Below are 16,879 nucleotides of genomic sequence, written 5' to 3' on the forward strand. Positions count from 1 at the left end.
CTCCGGCCGCGTTCGGTCATAGCTCGCAGCACGGTGACAACCCATCGTCGAAAGGAACCGACATGTCCGCTCAGAAGCCCACCATCGTCCTCGTCCACGGTGCATTCGCCGAGTCGTCCTCATGGGACGGTGTGATCGCCCAGCTGCAGCAGCACGACGTGCGAGTCATCGCCGTCGCCAACCCGTTGCGCAGTCTGACCGGTGACGCCGCCTACGTGCGCGACGTCCTGGCCTCGATCGAAGGGCCGATCGTGCTGGTCGGCCACTCGTACGGAGGCCTCGTCATCACGGAGGCCGCATCCGGAAACGACGCCGTCGTCGCCCTCGTCTACGCCTCCGCCTTCGTGCCGGACACCGGCGACAGCGCCCTGAGCCTGTCGACGAGCGCCCCGGGCAGCACCCTCGGCAACGCCCTCGACGCGCACCCCGTCTCGACCGGCGGCGTGGAGTTCACGATCCGCCCCGACGTGTTCCCGCACCAGTTCGCCGCCGACGTCTCCCCGGAAGCCGCGGCGCTGATGGGTGCGACGCAGCGACCGGTGACCGAGGTCGCACTGTCGGAGGGTCTTGCGACGAGTCGCCCGGCCTGGCGCGACACCCCGTCCTGGCACGTCTTCGGCGACCAGGACCTCAACATTCCGGCGGCGGTGCTGCGCGCCGGCGCCGAACGCGCCGGATCACGGGGCACCACCGAGATCGCGGGCGCCTCGCACGCGATCAGCGTGTCACAGCCCGCCGCGGTGGCCGCCACGATCGCCGAGGCCGGCAAGGCCTACGTGGCGAGCCTCTCGGCCGCCGCGTGATGTACCGGCGGCGCCCCGGCAGACGGTTCGGTCGCCGGGGCGCCGCCCCCAACCCGAGGAGAGCACGTCATGCCCACGACATTCACCACTCCGCTCCGCACCGTCGACGCGGGAGCGGTCACCGTCGCCTTCATCGACGCGGGCGACCCGAACGGCGAACCGGTCGTGCTGCTGCACGGCTTCCCGTACGACATCCACAGCTTCGTCGATGTCGTCCCGCTGCTGACGGAGGCCGGCTTCCGCGTGCTCGTCCCCCACCTGCGCGGCCACGGACCCACGAAGTTCCGCGACGACGGTGCGACGCGCTCAGGTCAGCAGGCAGCGCTCGGCGCCGACCTCCTCGCCTTCCTCGACGCGCTCGCGCTGCACGAGCCGATCCTCGCGGGCTACGACTGGGGTGGGCGCGCCGCGTGCGTGGTCGCCGCACTGTGGCCCGAGCGAGTGGGCGGCCTGGTATCGGTGAACGGCTACCTGATCCAGGACATCGCGGCCGCCGACATCCCGCTGAGGCCCGAGCTGGAAGCTGGCTTCTGGTACTTCTGGTACTTCGCGACCGAGCGCGGGCGCACCGGCCTCTCGCGCGACGCCCGCGGCATCGCCGACGTCATCTGGCGGCGCAACTCTCCCGCCTGGACGTTCGACGCCGCGACGCTCGACCGCGCGGCTGTAGCCTTCGAGAACCCCGACTACGTTGACGTCGTCATCCATTCGTACCGGCACCGCCTGGGACTCGCGTCCGGCGCCCCCCAGTACGAAGTCATCGAACGACGGCTCGCTGCGCTCCCGCCGATCTCGGTGCCCACGATCACGCTAGACGGCACGGCCGACGGGAATTTTCCGGCGACCGACGGCTCGCAGCACGATCGCTTCTTCACCGGCCTGCGTGAGCACCGGCAGATTCCGGATGCCGGGCACCACCTGCCGGCGGAGTGCCCCCATGCGTTCGCCGAGGCGATCCTCGACGTGGCCGAGCCGCCGGGGGACGGCGCCGGCACGCCCTGAGTCTCGCCTGCCCCCGACGTGTCCGCGCCGCCTCGTACGCTCGGAGCATGCGGTGCGTGGCCTTCATGCGGAACGTCAACCAGGGTCAGCGCGGTCACCCGTCGACGTCCGACATCCTGGCCGGGTTCGCCGACGCCGGGTGCTCCGACGCACGGACCTTCCAGAGCAACGGCACCATCGTCTTCGAGTCCGACGAGCCCGCTCGGGTGGTCGAACTGGCGGCGGAGGCGATCGGCGTGCGCTCCGGCGTCGAGCGCGGCATCCGGTGGATCGGTCTGACAGAGCTGGCCGCGATCATCGACGCCAACGGCTCGACGCATGACGCGCACCGAATCGAGTTCACCCTGCACGGCGGCGGCCCGATCGACGGCCGGTCTCCCGACGTCGTCGCCCTCGCCGCCGAACACCGCTGCTCCCTCGTCGACACCGGGCCGGGGTGGGCGGTCGTGCGCAACGACGTCGACGGCGAAGGGCATGCCACTCCCGTGCTCGAGCGACTGACCGGCCGGCGCGCCACATCGCGCGGCCTCCCCACGATCATCCGACTGGTGGCGCGGTTCGGCGAATGAGGCGCGGACGACCCGACACGACACCCGCGAGGAAGATCGACGCTCACGTCAAGGGGGTGCGCTCGCGCGCAGACCGTACAAGAGTGTGCGCATGAGCCTCCACCGCGCGCACCTTCACGTCGCGCCCGACGACCACCTCGCCGAGGCGATCGATCACGTCGTGGCCGAGCTGGAGGACGACATCCGTCACGGCCGCGTGGCCGATGACGTGAGCCGGCTGCTCGGGCGACGGCTGGAAGCAGCGGGTGTCTCGCTGCCGCCGAACGCGGTCGAAGACCTCGCCGAGCTCATCGAGGCGGACGTCTCGCTCTGACCGAGTCCGCGGCTCCGGCCGCGACCGCTCCCTCCATTGACGCGCCCGACGCCGCCTGCTCTCATGGGCGCATGGAGTCGATCGTCGACGTCGACTACCTCGTCGTCGGTGCCGGGGCGATGGGGATGGCCTTCGTCGACGCCCTCGTCGCCGCCGATGAGAGCGCCTCGGTCGCGATCGTCGACCGTCGACACGGTGCCGGCGGCCATTGGCTCGACGCGTACGGCTTCGTGCGCCTGCACCAGGCGTCGGCGTTCTACGGCGTCGCCTCCACCCTGCTGGGCGAGGGACGACGGCAGACCGATGGTCCGGAGCGGGGCCTGCATGAGCGCGCGAGCGCCGACGAGGTGCGCGCGTACTACGACCACGTGCTCTCGCGGCTGACCGCCACCGGCCGTGTGGAGTTCCACGGCCGCAGCGAGTACCTCGGCGAGCGCCGCTTCGCGTCGCTGCTGAGCGGGACGCGATTCCATGCCCCTCGCGCGCGCCTCGTGGACGCTCGGTACCTGGCGCCCGATATCCCGTTCCTCACGCCGCCGCCGTTCGCGGTCGAGAAGGGCGCGCACGTCGTCACGGTGAACGAGCTGGTGCGCCTCGACCGGGCGCCACGGCACTACGTCGTCGTCGGCGCGGGCAAGACCGGGACCGACACGTGCGCGTGGCTGCTGCAGCAGGGCGTCGACCCGAGCGCGATCACCTGGGTGCGAGCCCGTGATCCGTGGATGCTCAACCGCGCGTTCGTCCAGCCCGACCCGGCCGTCTTCCTCGCGATGGCGGCTGACACGATGGCCGCCGCAGCAGCGGCGACCACCCCCGACGACGTGTTCCTCCGGCTCGAGGACGCTGGCATCATGCTGCGCATCGACCCCACGGTGCTGCCGACCATGGCCAAGACCCCGACGCTGGCCGCATGGGAGCTCGCCCTCGTCCGCACCATCGACGACGTGGTGCGGCGGGGGCACGTGCGCTCCGTCGCGCCCGGCCGCCTGCGCTTCGCCGACGGCGACGTGCGCGTGCCGTCCGACACGCTCGTCGTGCACTGCGCCGCCGAGGGGTTGAAGTACCCCGGACTGCGCCCCATCTGGGCGCCGGACGCTATCACCCCGCAGCCGGTGCGCGTGGGGTTCCCCTGCTTCGGCGCGGCCGTCGTCGGCCACGTCGAGGCGACGCGCGACGACGACACCGAGAAGAACCGTGTCTGCCGTCCCTCCCCCTTCTCGAACACGCCCGCCGACTGGGCAGCCATGCAGGTCATCGGCGGCGATGCGTCGCTGGCCCTGGCGAGCGAACCCGACCTGCGCGCGTGGGCGAACGAGACCCCCTCAATCCGGTGCGCATCCCCGCCGATCGCGCCGGCGATCCGGCAGTGGTCGACGCCAGGGAGCGCCTCAAGCAGAACATCGCACCCGGCCGCGCGCGATTGCTCGAGCTCGCTCGCCAGGCGTAGTCGGTCCGCGTCAGCCTGCCGCCGCGAACGCCGGCAGGTCCAGAGCGCCGGTGCGAGCGGCTTCGACCGCCGCGCACACCGCCCCGACCGAGACGATGTCGCCGCCCAAGGTCGAAGCGACGATCTCGGGCACTGGCAGGTCGAGCTCCTGAGGCAGCGCCCGCACGGCCGCCTCGATCACCGGCCCCGCTCCGTCGGCCACCGCCCCCGACACGATGATCCGCGTCGAGTCGAAGAGGCTCCCGAGCACGCCGGCGATCACGGCCAGCGTCTCACCGACCTGGCGCGCGATGTCGAGGGCCCCGGGATCGCCCTGCTTCGCCAGCCCGAGCACGGCCTTCCCGTCGATCTGCGCCGGGTCCATCGCGCGGAGTGCGCTCGACGCGGGCAGCGTCGCCTCCGCGTGCGCCGCGCGAGCCAGCGCGGCCGCGCGGTGCCCCAGACCCCACGCGCCCTCGACGCCGTTGACGTGATCGAAGGCCACCATCTCGGCCGCGCCCCCGTGCGCGCCCCGCAGCAGACGTCCGTCGACGCAGACGCCGGCACCGAGCCGCTCACCCGCCATCAAGGCGACGAAGTCGTCACATCCGACCGCCGCGCCGACCGTGCGCTCGGCCACCGCCGCCAGCGACGCGTCGTTCTCGACGCGGACGAGCGGGGCCCAGGCACCGAAGAGCTCGCCGAACTCCGGGTTCATCCGCCTCCAGAACCCGTCGCGATGCGCGGGCGACTCACCGTGCGCGTTCACGGGCGCGGGCACGCCGATGCACAGCGCCGCGACGTCCGAACGCGAGAACCCCGCGTCGGTCAGAGCCGCGTCGACGAGTCCGGCGGCGGCCTGCCGTCGCTCCTCGCCGGAGTCGTGCGCGCGGTCGACGGCCAGACGCCGCACTGCGACGGAGTCACCCCGCAGGTCTGCCAGCGTCACCGTGAGGCTCGCGCGTCCGGCGTCCACGCCGACGACGAGCGCGGCGTCCGGCCGGAAGGCGAACCGTCGCGCCGGCCTTCCTTTGCTGTACTCCCCCACCGCGCGCGCGTTCGGCAGCTCGATGAGGAGACCGCGCGCCACGAGCTCTTCGAGCACGTCGATCGCCGTCGACCGGGTGAGCCCGACCGCGTCGAGCACGTCCGAGACGGTGAAGACGTCGGCGTCCCACGCGAATCCGAGCACCGCGTCGAGGCTGGCTCGACGAAGACGGGAAGCACTGAGCGGGGGTTGAGACAAGACCATTGACCTTTCGCCGGTTCTCCTGCAATCTTGGATTAACCAGAGTTGATTTGATAGCTAAATTTACTCACCGAACCAATGATTGCCCCAGCGATCCTCGGAAAGGGACAACGACGTGCCTGTGTCATCCGTTCTCCGTCGCGCCGCAGCCGCGGCCGCGGTCCTCGCTCTGGCGGGTTCTGTTCTGGCCGCGTGCGCCGGCGCTGCGTCCGGACCCGCCGAAGTGAGATTCCACCTGAGCAAGCCCGAGGCGATCCCCTACTTCCGCGATCTCATCAAGGAGTACAACGCCAGCCAGGACGAGGTCGTCGTGGTCTTCGACACCTCGTCGAACCTGCAGGCGGGGTTCCTGCGCGGTGATCCGCCCGATCTCGGCCTGCTCAACTACAACATGGAGATGGCACGCTTCATGGAGCGCGGGGCCCTCAGCGACCTGAGTGACATGCCCGAAGCCGAGCGCATCCTCCCCGAGGTGCAGGATCTCGTCGACCAGTACGCGACCTACCCGGGGCGCACCAGTGTACTGCCGTATTCGGTGATGGCGGCATCCGTCATCTACAACAAACGCATCTTCGAGGAGCACGACCTCCAGGTGCCCACCACGTGGGATGAGCTCATCGAGGTGTGCGAGACCCTCAAGGCCGCCGGGATCACGCCGATCTACGGCACCTTCAAAGACCCGTGGACCGTCGGACAGGGCTGGTTCGACTACGCCGTCGGCGGCCGGATCGATGTGGCCGACTTCTACGCGCAGCTGAACGAGCTCGGCACGGAGGTCGGGCCGGACTCCCCCGTGTCCTTCGAGAAGACGCTCACCCCGCCGGTCGAGCAGATGACGGAGCTGGTGAAGAACTATACGAACGCGGATGCCGCGAGCCGCGCGTACGGCGACGGCAACCTCGCCTTCGCCAAGGAGGAGGCGGCGATGTATCTCCAGGGTCCATGGGCGTTCGGCGAGATCGACAAGACGAACCCCGACCTCGACCTCGGCACCTTCCCGCTGCCGATGACGGACGACCCCGACGATCTGAGGGTGCGGGTCAACATCGACCTCGCCGCGTGGATCCCCGAGGCATCCGATCAGAAGGAGGGCGCGCGCGAGTTCCTCAGCTACCTGTTCCAGAAGGACGTGATGGACGAGTACAACGCGGCCTTCCTCGGTTACGGCACCACGACCGACTCCGCGCCGGTCAGCGACGAGCGCATCGTCGGCATGAAGGAGTACTACGACGCCGCGAAGTTCTACCAGGGCGCCTCGAAGGCGATCCCGCTGACCATCCCCACCGACAACTACATGCAAGGCATCGTGACCGGAGCCGACGTCGAGAGCACGCTGCGCACGCTCGACGCCGACTGGGCCCGACTGGCGCTGCGCCAATAGCGCGAGACGAAGGGAACGCATTCATGGCAACGACCACGGCGGCCGTCACGGAGTCGCAGACCGACAGCCGGCGGGCGGAGGAGCCCGTCCCGCGGAGACGCCGCAAGGTGGAGGGCATCTACTACGCCTTCCTCCTGCCCTCGCTCATCCTGTTCACGCTGGCCATCACGATCCCTGCGGTCATCGGCATCTTCTTCAGCTTCACCAATTCCATCGGCTTCGGCGACTGGGAGTTCATCGGCCTCGTCAACTACCTCGCGGTGTTCACCGATCCGGCGATCCTGCAGAGCTACCTGTTCACGTTCTGGTTCGCCTTCGTCACGGTGATCGTCGTCAACGTGCTGGCGTTCCTGCTCGCCGTCGGACTCGTCTCCCGGGTGCGCCTGAAGACGGGCCTGCGGACGATCTTCGTCATCCCGATGGTGATCTCGGGCATCATCATCGCCTACGTCTTCAACTTCCTGTTCTCCAACTCCGTCCCGGCGCTCGGGCAGGCCTGGGGAATCGGCTGGATGAGCGAGAGCATTCTCGCCAACCCCGACCTCGCCTGGGTCGCGATCGTCATCGTCACCGCGTGGCAGGCGATCCCGGGCACACTGCTCATCTACATCGCCGGCCTCCTGGCGATTCCCGGCGACGTGTACGAAGCAGCGTCGATCGACGGCGCGGGAAAGCTGCAGCAGCTCTGGCGCATCACCCTTCCGCTGGTCGCCGGCTACGTGGTGATCAACGTCATCATCGGCTTCAAGGACTTCCTCAACGCCTACGACATCATCGTCGGCCTCACCAACGGCGGCCCGGGAACGGCGACCCGGAGCATCGCGATGACGATCTTCACCGGCTTCTCCGGCGGCGACTATGCCTACCAGATGGCCAACGCGACGATCTTCTTCCTGATCGCCATCACCCTCTCGCTCCTCCAACTTCGCCTGACTCGCGGAAGGAACGTGTTCTGATGACCACGCAGCCCGCCCTCGCTGCCGAGGACATGACCGCCGAGCGCGTTCTCGACGGCGACGCCCCCCGCAAGCCGGCCCGCTCCCGTTCGCGTTTCGCAATGGAGCGCGTGAACTGGTCCGGCACGATCGTGCTCGCCCTGTGCGCGATCACCGTGCTCATCCCGCTCTACGTCACGGTGATGATGGCCTTCAAGACGCAGGGTCAGGCGGTCGACGGCAACGCGTTCTCGCTGCCCGCACCGTGGAGCGTCGAGGGGTTCGTCACGGCGTGGGAGCTGACCAACTTCCCGCGCGCGTTCATCATCTCGCTGTTCATCACGGTCTTCACCGTCGCCGGCACGATCCTCCTCGCATCGCTCGCCTCGTTCGCGATCTCGCGCAACTGGGACCACAAGCTGTTCCGGTACTCGTTCTACTACTTGCTCGCGGCGATGTTCCTGCCGTTCCCGGTGGTGGCGCTCCCCCAGATCCAGCTGACGGGTCTCGCCGGGCTCGACAACCCGATCGGCGTCGTGATCCTCAAGATCATGTTCCAGCTGAGCTTCAGCATCCTGCTCTTCACCGCCTTCCTCCGCTCCATCCCCGCCGAACTGGAGGAGAGCGCGCGGATCGACGGCGCGTCGACGTGGCAGACCTTCTGGCAGCTCATCTTCCCGCTCCTCGCACCGATGAGCGCGACGGTCGGCATCTTCGCGTTCCTGGCCTCGTGGAACGACTTCATGATGCCGTCGCTCATCATCTCCGACCCCGCGTCGCAGACCCTGCCGGTGGTGCAGAACATCTTCCAGACCCAGTTCAGCAACAACTACAACGTGTCGTTCGCCTCGTACCTCATGGCGATGGCACCCGCGATCGTCGTCTACCTCTTCACCCAGCGATGGGTCGTGGAAGGCGTCACCCAGGGAGCCGTCAAAGGCTGAGGCCGCGGCATCCCTCACTCGAAAACCGACCGAAAGGAACCGCGTCCCCGTGACGACCGCGCACTCCGCTCCCCTCACCGCCCAGCTCAACGACCTCGAGATGCCCGCCTGGTGGCGACAGGCCGTGGTCTACCAGGTGTATCCGCGCAGCTTCGCCGATGCCGACGGCGACGGCATCGGCGACATCAGGGGCGTCACCTCACGCGTGCCGTATCTGAAGGAGCTGGGCATCGACGCTGTCTGGCTGAGCCCGTTCTACCCGTCGGCGCTCGCCGACGGGGGCTACGACGTGGCCGACTACCGCAACGTCGACCCGCGGCTCGGCACTCTCGACGACTTCGACGCCATGCTGGCCGCGCTCCACGCGGCGGGGATCAAGGTGATCGTCGACATCGTGCCGAACCACACCTCCGACCAGCACGCCTGGTTCCAGGAAGCGCTGACGGCGGGCCGCGGTTCGGCCGCGCGCGCGAGGTACATCTTCCGCGACGGCACCGGCCCCGACGGCTCGGAGCCTCCCGCCGACTGGGTGTCCGTGTTCGGCGGATCGGCGTGGCAGCGCGTCGACGACGGGCAGTGGTACTTCCACAACTTCGCCGTCGAGCAGCCCGACCTCGACTGGTCGAATCCCGAGGTGCGCGCCGACTTCGTGAAGACCCTGCGGTTCTGGTCCGACCGCGGCGTCGACGGCTTCCGCATCGATGTGGCGCACATGCTCACCAAGGACTTCGTCGACCCGCTGCCCTCGCAGGCGGAGCTCGACGCGATGCCCCGCGACGGGAACCACCCGATGATCGACCGCGACGACGTGCACGAGGTCTACGCCGAGTGGCGTGCGGTGTTCGACTCGTACGACCCGCCGCGCACCGCGGTGGCCGAGGCGTGGGTCGAGCCGTCGCGCATCCCGCTGTACGCCCGCGCCGAGAGCCTCGGCCAGGCCTTCAACTTCGACCTCCTGGAAGCCGACTTCGACGCCCGCCAGTTCCGCCGTATCGTGGGCGACAACCTCGAGCTCGCCGCGACGTCGGGCTCGTCGACGACGTGGGTGCTGTCGAACCACGACGTCGTACGCCACGCGACGCGCTACGGGCTTCCCGATGCCGAGCGCGACTCCGCCGGCCGACCCACGCGCAAGCACGGCAACGAGTGGCTGCTGTCAGGGGGGACGCTGCCGGCTCTCGACATGGAGCGCGGAAGTCGCCGTGCGCGCGCCGCGGCGCTGTTCGTTCTCGGTCTGCCGGGCTCGGCCTACATCTACCAGGGCGAGGAGCTCGGCCTGCACGAGGTGGCGGCGATCCCCGAGGCGGATCGGCAGGACCCGACGTTCTTCCGCAGCCCGGGCGAGGACATCGGTCGCGATGGATGCCGGGTGCCCCTGCCCTGGTCGGCGGAGGGGCCGTCCTTCGGCTTCGGCACCGGCGGCGCTCACCTGCCGCAGCCGGCCTGGTTCGCCGACTACGCGGTCTCGGCCCAGGATGACGACTCGACGTCGTCGCTCGCGCTCTATCGCGCGGCGCTGGCGACGCGCCGCCTGCTGCAGACCGATGAGTCGCTGACCTGGGTCGAGACGGGCCGCGACGACGTGCTCGCCTTCCGCCGGAGCAACGGGTGGACCGTGTTCACCAACTTCGGCACCGAGCCGTTCGCGCTGCCGGACGGGCCGCCGATCTCGCTGTCGAGCACGCACCGCGACGAGCGGATCCTGCCGGGTGAGACGACCGTCTGGATCGCAGGAGCGTAGGACGACGGATGCCGCGGCCGACGTCGGCCGCGGCATCCGTCCCCTCTCTCGCGAGGGTGCCGATAGCCTGAACGGGCGCAGACGCGCTCCGGGAAGGCTCACGTGAACATCACCCTGCTCCAGCGATTCGTCGCCGTCGTCGACGCCGGAGTCCACGTGCCCCGCGCCGCCGAGAGGCTCGGCGTGCCGCTCGCCTCGCTGCATTCGTCGATCGACAAGCTCGAGGCCGAAGTGGGGCATCCGCTCTTCACGCGCAGCAAGTCCGGATGGACGCTGACGCCCGCCGGCACGCTGCTGCTCGACGAGGCCCGCAGTCGGATCGCCGCCGAGCCGGCCCCTGCCGCGAAGCCGGTTGCGCCGGCGGGCGGCAAGGCCAAAGCGTCGAAAGGCAAGGGGCGCGCGCCCGCGGTGAAGGGGCAGCCCAAGCCCTACAAGAAGCGGCAGGGGCGCTGACGACCGGACGTCAGTCCCAGTCGAGGTACTCCTCGATGATGACGGCGGTCTCGATCGGCTTCGTGGAGGGGAAGAAGTGCCCCTCGCCGTCGAGCGTCTTCACGCTGGCGCGCTCGGGCGCGGTCGTCTGCAGCTGCTCGCCGATGGCCGGGACGGTGACGTCGTCGGCCGAGCCCTGCACGATCAGCACCGGGATCACCGGAGCGAGCGGGATGTCCTCGTCCTCGACCCCGAGCAGCAGCAGGCCGTTCGCGCGCTCGTGGTGCGCCGCGACGGCCGCTCGCGCGACGGTGCCGCCGAAGCCGTGGCCGCCGATCCACGAGTGATCGAGGCCGAGGTGGTCCATGACGGCGATGACGTCCTCGGCGTGCTCCGCGGCTGAGAGGCGGCCGCCCGATCCCGCCCGGTAGCCGATCCGCACGACGTGGAAGCCCGCCTCCTCGGCGAGGTAGTGGCCGACGACGCCCAGCGCGTCCTGACCGCGCTCCGGGATCAGCACGAGCTTGACCGGGCCGTCGCCCTCTTCGACGAACGGGATCGCGCGTCCGTCGGGATCGAAGGTCTGGATCTCGGTCATGAGGAAGGTCCTCTCAGATTCGGGTTTCGATGAGCCGTCGCGCCCAGGAGGGGGCGACGCCTGCGCGCGACGGGTGGGCCGCCGCGGACGCACGCTCAGACGTTGAAGCGGAACTCCACGACGTCGCCGTCCTGCATCACGTAGTCCTTGCCCTCGAGCCGCGCCTTGCCCTTGGCGCGCGCCTCGACGACCGAGCCGGTCGCGACCAGGTCGTCGAACGAGATGACCTCGGCCTTGATGAAGCCCTTCTCGAAGTCGGTGTGGATGACGCCTGCGGCCTGCGGCGCCTTCCAGCCCTTGCCGATCGTCCAGGCGCGGGCCTCCTTCGGACCTGCCGTGAGATAGGTCTGGAGGCCGAGCGTGTCGAAGCCGATGCGCGCGAGCTGGTCGAGACCCGACTCATCCTGACCCGTCGACGCGAGCAGCTCTGCGGCGTCCTCGGGGTCGAGATCGATGAGCTCCGACTCGATCTTCGCGTCGAGGAAGACCGCTTTGGCCGGTGCGACGAGCGCCGCGAGCGCCGCGCGGCGCGCCTCATCAGTCAGCACGGCTTCATCGACGTTGAAGACGAAGATGAACGGCTTCGCGGTCAGCAGCCCGAGCTCGCGGATCGGCGACAGGTCGACGCCCGAGGCCGACAGCAGCTCGCCGCGCTGCAGCGCCTCGCGCGCCTCGACGGCCGCCGCAAGGACGGAGGGGTCGAGCTTCTTGCCCTTGACCTCCTTCTCGTACCGCGTGATGGCCTTCTCGAGCGTCTCGAGATCGGCGAGCTGCAGTTCGGCGTTGATGGTCTCCATGTCGTTCTGCGGGTCGACGGTGCCCTCGACGTGCACGACGTCGTCGTCGGCGAAGCCCCGCACGACCTGCGCGATGGCGTCCGCCTCGCGGATGTTGGCGAGGAACTTGTTGCCGAGTCCCTCGCCCTCCGATGCGCCGCGCACGATTCCGGCGATGTCGACGAACGAGACGGCGGCGGGCAGGATCCGCTCCGAGCCGAAGATCTCGGCGAGCTTCTCCAGGCGCGGGTCCGGCAGGTTCACGACCCCGATGTTCGGCTCGATCGTCGCGAACGGGTAGTTCGCCGCGAGAACCTGATTCTTGGTCAGGGCGTTGAAGAGGGTGGACTTGCCGACGTTGGGCAGTCCGACGATTCCGATGGTGAGAGCCACGGGAGTTCAGTCTACGTGGGGCGGGATGCCTCGACCCGCGGGGCGTGCTCGGTGGCATTGCCCGGTCTTGCGCCCGGGACGATACTGAGCGCGTGGACGAGTGCTGCACCCCCGGCCCTCCGAGCGGCTACGACCGCGAGTTCGACGACCGCTTCGCCCGGCGGCTCGCCCGCGGGTACCGCCGGGACGGTCTCACCGCCAGCTCGCGTCTGATCCTCGACTTCGCCGCCTCGGTCGGACTCGAGGGGGCGTCCGTGCTCGAGATCGGCGGGGGCATCGGCGACATCCAGCTCGAAGCGCTGAAGCGTGGGGCCGCGCACACGACGAACGTCGAGCTGTCGGCGGCGTACGAACCCGAGGCGGCACGTCTGCTGGACGAGGCCGGACTGCGCGGCCGAGTCACGCGGATGCTCGGCGTCGACGTGGCCGGCGACCCCGCGGCGATCGAGCCGGCCGACATCGTGGTGCTCCACCGCGTCGTCTGCTGCTACCCCGACTACCGCGGGCTGCTCGGGGCGGCCGCCGACCGCGGCCGGCGCGCCGTCGTCTTCAGCCACCCGGGAGACGCCCTCTGGACCCGGATCGGCTCACGCGCCATCAACACGCTGTACCGCCTCACCGGGAACCCGTATCGCTCCTTCGCACACGACTCCGGGGCGATGGAGTCGGTGCTGGTCGACCACGGGCTGGCACCCCGCTACCGCGAGCGCAGCGGGCCCTGGCACGTCGTGGGCGCCGTCCGCGCGTGACCCGCGGTGCACGGGTGCGCCGGTGAGGAGTGCGGCCGGCCCCGGGTCTACGTGGGGCGGGATGCCTCGGCCCGCGCCACCGCATCCACGCGCCAGCGCATCAGCACGTTCCCCGACGACTCCCATGAGTGGGTGCCGAGCAGCTTCAGAGCCACGGGCGGGCGGGCGTCGAACAGCGGCACGCCCGACCCCGCGATGAGCGGGAACGTCACCAGATGCAGCTCGTCCACGAGTCCCGCGTGCATCAGGTCGTTCCACATCCGCCGTCCGAGCAGGATCAGGATGCCGGCCCCCTCGCCCTCCTTCAGCGCGCGGACCGCCTCGCGCGCCTGCGCCACCCGCACGATCCGCACGTTCTCGTACGGCTCGAGGTCGGCATCGGTGATGGTATCGGACACGACGAGCTTCTCGACCCCGAGGATCAGCTCGGCGAACTCGTGACGGATGGCCGAGGCATCCGGATCCTGGATCACCCCCGTCCAATAGCCCAGATTTCCCAGCGCCGACCGGCGACCCGACAGCACGAGCGTCCCGGCGTCGCGCAGCAGCCCGGTCGTGTAGTGGTCGAACGTGTCGGCGCCCGCGTAGTCCGGGTGCTGGTGCTCGAAGAAGGAGGCGATGTCGTGGTCGTCGTCCTCGTACCGGCCGTCGACGGTGACGAAGTTGCAGACGGTCAGCGTGCGCATGGCGTCACGCTAGCCGGGTCGGACGCGTTCTGATACTCGGCGGCCGGCTCCTCAGCGGTCGATCCCGCGGATGCCGCGGAACGCCTCGGTCCGGTACGGGAGATCGACGACCTCGGCACCGTCGCCGGTCATGCGGCTCGCACCGTCGAAGAGCTCGCCGACGCGGCGGAGGATGCGCTCCCGCTCATCCGCCGGCGCGGTGATGACGTAGCTGCGCGACGCGACCATGTCGAGCAGAGCGTCTCGTCCGATGGTGCGGGTCCAGGTCCACACGCGCTTCTCGAGGTCGCCGATCGGCTCCCCCACGACCGGGCCGCCATCGGCGATCATGCGCTCGGCGCTCGAGGCGTGCATGATCGCGGTCAGGCCGCTGACGAAGGCGTCGGACTCGTCGCGAACGTTCCAGATCAGCCCGAGCACGCCACCCGATCGCAGCACGCGGCCGCACTCCGCCGCGGCGACCGGGGGATCCACCCAGTGCCACGCCTGACCGAGCAGCAGCGCGTCGACGGAGGCGTCGGGAAGCGGCATCCGCTCCGCCGTCCCGACGAACGTGGGAACGCCGTGCGCGTTGTCGCGCAGCGTCGCGAGCATGTCGGGGTCGGGGTCGATGGCGACGACATCGGCTCCGGCCTCGACGATCGTGCGGGTGAGCTTGCCGGTGCCGGCGCCGACGTCGGCGACTCGCAGCGCGCGCCCCTCCGACCGCACCGGCGCGAGCAGCCACTCGACGGCCTCACGAGGGTAGTCCGGCCGCCCCGATTCGTACGCGCTCGCTGCGGCTCCGAACGACCGGGACATCTCATCGCGACTGGCCATGCTCCGAGCCTAGGACGCTCGATGCCGGTTGAGCACGGCGCGCCTGCCGCGGGCGCCGCGGACCGGGGGTGAGGCTGAGCACGTGGCCCTGGACTTCACCGCGATCGACTTCGAGACGGCGAATCCGAGCAATGCCTCGGCCTGCGCGGTCGGGCTCGTGAAGGTGCGCGGCGGCCAGGTCGTCGCGCAGACGGGGTGGCTGATCCAGCCGCCCGCCGGGCACGACCGGTTCTTCGAGCTCAACACGCGCATCCACGGCATCACCGCCGAAGACGTGATCGGCGCCCCGACGTGGACCGGCCAGCTCGCGGCGATGGACGCATTCATCGGCGGGGACGTGCTGGTCGCGCACAACGCCGGCTTCGACATGGCCGTCATCAAGCGGGCGTGCGAGGCGACCGGCGACGACTGCCCGCCGTACCGCTACGCCTGCAGCCTGCAGGTTGCGCGCAAGGTGTACCAGCTCGAGTCGTACCGCCTGCCCTTCGTCGCGGCGGAGGCCGGATTCTCCGAGTTCGCCCACCACAACGCCACCGCCGACGCGCTCGCGTGCGCTCACGTCATGATCGATGCGGCGCGCCGCCTGGCCGCGGACGACATCGACCTCCTGACCGAGTACTGCGGGGTGCGCGTATCGCAGATCGCCGTGGCCGAGGCGCCCGCGGTCTCCTTCGCCGTCGCGTAGCGGGCGCGTCCCCGCCACGATGTCGGGGGCCTCCGTCATCCTGGGCCCATGGACGCACTCCTCGTCTCGATGATCGCCGTTGCGACCCTGCTCGTCGGGGCCCTCGCGGGCTTCACCGCCGGCCTCGCCCGCGGCGCCGCGCGCGCCGCCCGCGAGCACGCCGAGCTGCGGGCCCGCCTGGCCGCGGCCGAGGCCGCGCGACAGGGCGTGCAGGCCCAGCTCGACCACCAGCAGGTGCTCTACCGCGAGCTCGCGAGCCAGGCGCGCCACGACCAGGCGACACGCGAGGAGCGCGAGCGTCGCGAGCAGACCGTGCTGCGCGCCCTCGCGCCGGTGCACGAGACGCTCACGGCCATGCAGGCCAAGGTCGGAGAGCTCGAGCGCGACCGGCACACCCAGTTCGGCACGCTCGCCGAGCAGCTGCGGCGCGCGCACGAGTCCGACGAAGCCCTGCGTGCGACCACCGAGTCGCTCGCCAGCGCGCTGCGGTCCGGCTCGACCCGGGGCGTGTGGGGCGAGACCCAGCTCCGCCGCGTCGTCGAGGCCGCGGGCCTCACGCGCTACGTCGACTTCGATCTGCAGGCGTCGATCCGGTCGGATGCCGGCGCCGGCCGACCCGACATGGTCATCCGGCTCCCCGGCGACAAGGCCATCGCCGTCGACGCGAAGGTCCCGCTCGACGCCTACCTCGAGGCCAGCGCCATTCCGCTCACGGCGCAGGGTGCGGAGGCCGCGCGCCGGCGCACGCTGCTCGACAAGCACGTCAAGGCGGTGCGTGCGCATGTCGACGCCCTCGCCAAGAAGGCCTACTGGTCCGGCCTCCCGTCGAGCCCGGAGTTCGTGGTGTGCTTCGTGCCGAGCGAGTCGCTGCTCGCTGCGGCCCTGGAAGAAGACCCGTCGCTGCTCGACCACGCCTTCGGCAAGCGCGTGGCCCTCGCGTCGCCCGTGAACCTGTGGGCGGTGCTGAAGACCGTCGCCTACACGTGGACGCAGCAGGACGTCTCGGCCGAGGCGCGCACGCTGTTCGAGCTCGGCAACCAGCTCTACGAGCGGCTCAGCTCACTCGCCGGCCACGCCGACGATCTCCGCCGGGCGATCGAGCGCACCGTCGACAGCTACAACCGGTTCGCCGGATCCCTCGAGACGCGCGTGCTCGTGAGCGCCCGCCGGTTCCCCGGGATCGATGCGACGAAGCTCGACGCGCTCGTCGAGCCGGCGACGATCGAGAAGTCGCCGCGGCGTCTCACGGCCCCCGAGCTCCTCGACGCGACGCTCGACCTCGAGCGGGCCCGCGGTGCCGGTGAGGCCACGGACCACGCGTCGACGGCCGACCTGGGCGACCTGCGGGCGCGGATCGCGCCCGGGCAGGACTGATGCG

The 16,879-nt window shown here is 70.3% G+C and carries 19 protein-coding genes; 13 read left to right on the forward strand and 6 right to left on the reverse strand.

Annotation, left to right across the window (positions count from 1 at the left end; translation table 11 throughout):
• The first annotated feature begins 62 nt into the window (after positions 1–62).
• The 4 genes from ACFC1W_RS00220 to ACFC1W_RS00235 all read left to right on the forward strand — a co-directional run bounded on the left by ACFC1W_RS00220 (position 63) and on the right by ACFC1W_RS00235 (position 2,687).
• A complete protein-coding gene (locus ACFC1W_RS00220; RefSeq protein WP_375987340.1) occupies positions 63–803 on the forward strand; it encodes an alpha/beta fold hydrolase in 741 nt (246 codons plus the stop codon).
• A 69-nt stretch (positions 804–872) separates the two neighbouring features.
• The gene (locus tag ACFC1W_RS00225; RefSeq protein ID WP_375987342.1) at positions 873–1,805 is read left to right on the forward strand and encodes an alpha/beta fold hydrolase; all 933 of its coding nucleotides are present in this window, start codon (positions 873–875) and stop codon (positions 1,803–1,805) included.
• Positions 1,806–1,861: 56 nt separating this feature from the next.
• On the forward strand, positions 1,862–2,374 hold the full coding sequence (locus ACFC1W_RS00230; protein WP_375987344.1) for a DUF1697 domain-containing protein: 513 nt from the start codon (positions 1,862–1,864) through the stop codon (positions 2,372–2,374).
• A gap of 91 nt (positions 2,375–2,465) precedes the next feature.
• On the forward strand, positions 2,466–2,687 hold the full coding sequence (locus ACFC1W_RS00235) for a hypothetical protein (RefSeq protein WP_375987346.1): 222 nt from the start codon (positions 2,466–2,468) through the stop codon (positions 2,685–2,687).
• A gap of 613 nt (positions 2,688–3,300) precedes the next feature.
• Here the strand turns inward: ACFC1W_RS00235 and ACFC1W_RS00240 are convergent.
• Positions 3,301–3,933, reverse strand: coding sequence for a hypothetical protein (locus tag ACFC1W_RS00240; protein ID WP_375987347.1), 633 nt, complete (start codon positions 3,931–3,933; stop codon positions 3,301–3,303).
• A gap of 57 nt (positions 3,934–3,990) precedes the next feature.
• On the opposite strand from ACFC1W_RS00240, the gene ACFC1W_RS00245 reads away from it, so the two are divergent.
• Positions 3,991–4,134: a hypothetical protein gene (locus ACFC1W_RS00245; RefSeq protein ID WP_375987349.1), complete on the forward strand. Its 144-nt coding sequence runs from the start codon at positions 3,991–3,993 to the stop codon at positions 4,132–4,134.
• Between the two features lie 10 nt (positions 4,135–4,144).
• Here the strand turns inward: ACFC1W_RS00245 and ACFC1W_RS00250 are convergent, their stop codons facing one another.
• Positions 4,145–5,365, reverse strand: coding sequence for an ROK family protein (locus tag ACFC1W_RS00250; protein WP_375987351.1), 1,221 nt, complete (start codon positions 5,363–5,365; stop codon positions 4,145–4,147).
• A 112-nt stretch (positions 5,366–5,477) separates the two neighbouring features.
• Between ACFC1W_RS00250 and ACFC1W_RS00255 the strand changes: the two genes are divergently transcribed.
• The 5 genes from ACFC1W_RS00255 to ACFC1W_RS00275 all read left to right on the forward strand — a co-directional run bounded on the left by ACFC1W_RS00255 (position 5,478) and on the right by ACFC1W_RS00275 (position 10,816).
• Positions 5,478–6,743 carry an ABC transporter substrate-binding protein gene (locus ACFC1W_RS00255; RefSeq protein WP_375987353.1) on the forward strand — a complete coding sequence of 422 codons (1,266 nt, stop codon included), beginning with the start codon at positions 5,478–5,480 and terminating at the stop codon, positions 6,741–6,743.
• Positions 6,744–6,766: 23 nt separating this feature from the next.
• Positions 6,767–7,699, forward strand: coding sequence for a carbohydrate ABC transporter permease (locus tag ACFC1W_RS00260; protein ID WP_375987355.1), 933 nt, complete (start codon positions 6,767–6,769; stop codon positions 7,697–7,699).
• 101 nt (positions 7,700–7,800) lie between these two features.
• Entirely contained in the window at positions 7,801–8,622 is an 822-nt protein-coding gene (locus ACFC1W_RS00265) for a carbohydrate ABC transporter permease (RefSeq protein ID WP_241113237.1), read from the forward strand.
• Between the two features lie 100 nt (positions 8,623–8,722).
• Complete coding sequence (locus ACFC1W_RS00270) at positions 8,723–10,363, forward strand: glycoside hydrolase family 13 protein (RefSeq protein ID WP_375991331.1); 1,641 nt, start codon at positions 8,723–8,725, stop codon at positions 10,361–10,363.
• A 102-nt stretch (positions 10,364–10,465) separates the two neighbouring features.
• A complete protein-coding gene (locus tag ACFC1W_RS00275) occupies positions 10,466–10,816 on the forward strand; it encodes a LysR family transcriptional regulator (RefSeq protein WP_375987356.1) in 351 nt (116 codons plus the stop codon).
• A gap of 10 nt (positions 10,817–10,826) precedes the next feature.
• Here the strand turns inward: ACFC1W_RS00275 and ACFC1W_RS00280 are convergent, their stop codons facing one another.
• Both ACFC1W_RS00280 and ychF read right to left on the reverse strand, forming a co-directional pair.
• The gene (locus ACFC1W_RS00280; protein WP_375987358.1) at positions 10,827–11,393 is read right to left on the reverse strand and encodes an alpha/beta fold hydrolase; all 567 of its coding nucleotides are present in this window, start codon (positions 11,391–11,393) and stop codon (positions 10,827–10,829) included.
• Positions 11,394–11,488: 95 nt separating this feature from the next.
• Positions 11,489–12,562: a redox-regulated ATPase YchF gene (gene ychF / locus ACFC1W_RS00285; RefSeq protein WP_375987360.1), complete on the reverse strand. Its 1,074-nt coding sequence runs from the start codon at positions 12,560–12,562 to the stop codon at positions 11,489–11,491.
• Positions 12,563–12,654: 92 nt separating this feature from the next.
• On the opposite strand from ychF, the gene ACFC1W_RS00290 reads away from it, so the two are divergent.
• Positions 12,655–13,311, forward strand: a complete 657-nt coding sequence (locus ACFC1W_RS00290) for an SAM-dependent methyltransferase (RefSeq protein WP_375987362.1) — start codon at positions 12,655–12,657, stop codon at positions 13,309–13,311.
• A gap of 47 nt (positions 13,312–13,358) precedes the next feature.
• On the opposite strand, the gene ACFC1W_RS00295 is transcribed toward ACFC1W_RS00290, so the two are convergent.
• Positions 13,359–13,997, reverse strand: a complete 639-nt coding sequence (locus ACFC1W_RS00295) for a dihydrofolate reductase family protein (RefSeq protein WP_375987364.1) — start codon at positions 13,995–13,997, stop codon at positions 13,359–13,361.
• A gap of 51 nt (positions 13,998–14,048) precedes the next feature.
• Positions 14,049–14,816, reverse strand: a complete 768-nt coding sequence (locus tag ACFC1W_RS00300; RefSeq protein ID WP_375987366.1) for a class I SAM-dependent methyltransferase — start codon at positions 14,814–14,816, stop codon at positions 14,049–14,051.
• A gap of 82 nt (positions 14,817–14,898) precedes the next feature.
• On the opposite strand from ACFC1W_RS00300, the gene ACFC1W_RS00305 reads away from it, so the two are divergent.
• Together ACFC1W_RS00305 and ACFC1W_RS00310 are read left to right on the forward strand one after the other, a co-directional pair.
• Complete coding sequence (locus ACFC1W_RS00305; protein WP_375987368.1) at positions 14,899–15,501, forward strand: 3'-5' exonuclease; 603 nt, start codon at positions 14,899–14,901, stop codon at positions 15,499–15,501.
• A gap of 48 nt (positions 15,502–15,549) precedes the next feature.
• The gene (locus ACFC1W_RS00310) at positions 15,550–16,875 is read left to right on the forward strand and encodes a DNA recombination protein RmuC (protein ID WP_375987370.1); all 1,326 of its coding nucleotides are present in this window, start codon (positions 15,550–15,552) and stop codon (positions 16,873–16,875) included.
• The last annotated feature ends 4 nt before the right edge of the window (positions 16,876–16,879 follow it).

Source organism: Microbacterium sp. NPDC056003 (assembly GCF_042274785.1).
In the GTDB taxonomy this organism is placed as follows: Bacteria; Actinomycetota; Actinomycetes; order Actinomycetales; family Microbacteriaceae; genus Microbacterium.

Excerpts from the sequence above, each read along its gene's own strand:
- ACFC1W_RS00220 (WP_375987340.1), top strand. The coding sequence starts at position 63 with ATGTCCGCTCAGAAGCCCACCATCGTCCTCGTCCACGGTGCATTCGCC.
- ACFC1W_RS00225 (WP_375987342.1), top strand. The coding sequence starts at position 873 with ATGCCCACGACATTCACCACTCCGCTCCGCACCGTCGACGCGGGAGCG.
- ACFC1W_RS00235 (WP_375987346.1), top strand. The coding sequence starts at position 2,466 with ATGAGCCTCCACCGCGCGCACCTTCACGTCGCGCCCGACGACCACCTC.
- ACFC1W_RS00240 (WP_375987347.1), bottom strand. The coding sequence starts at position 3,933 with ATGGCTGCCCAGTCGGCGGGCGTGTTCGAGAAGGGGGAGGGACGGCAG.
- ACFC1W_RS00250 (WP_375987351.1), bottom strand. The coding sequence starts at position 5,365 with ATGGTCTTGTCTCAACCCCCGCTCAGTGCTTCCCGTCTTCGTCGAGCC.
- ACFC1W_RS00260 (WP_375987355.1), top strand. The coding sequence starts at position 6,767 with ATGGCAACGACCACGGCGGCCGTCACGGAGTCGCAGACCGACAGCCGG.
- ACFC1W_RS00265 (WP_241113237.1), top strand. The coding sequence starts at position 7,801 with ATGGAGCGCGTGAACTGGTCCGGCACGATCGTGCTCGCCCTGTGCGCG.
- ACFC1W_RS00270 (WP_375991331.1), top strand. The coding sequence starts at position 8,723 with ATGCCCGCCTGGTGGCGACAGGCCGTGGTCTACCAGGTGTATCCGCGC.
- ACFC1W_RS00280 (WP_375987358.1), bottom strand. The coding sequence starts at position 11,393 with ATGACCGAGATCCAGACCTTCGATCCCGACGGACGCGCGATCCCGTTC.
- ACFC1W_RS00295 (WP_375987364.1), bottom strand. The coding sequence starts at position 13,997 with ATGCGCACGCTGACCGTCTGCAACTTCGTCACCGTCGACGGCCGGTAC.
- ACFC1W_RS00300 (WP_375987366.1), bottom strand. The coding sequence starts at position 14,816 with ATGGCCAGTCGCGATGAGATGTCCCGGTCGTTCGGAGCCGCAGCGAGC.
- ACFC1W_RS00310 (WP_375987370.1), top strand. The coding sequence starts at position 15,550 with ATGGACGCACTCCTCGTCTCGATGATCGCCGTTGCGACCCTGCTCGTC.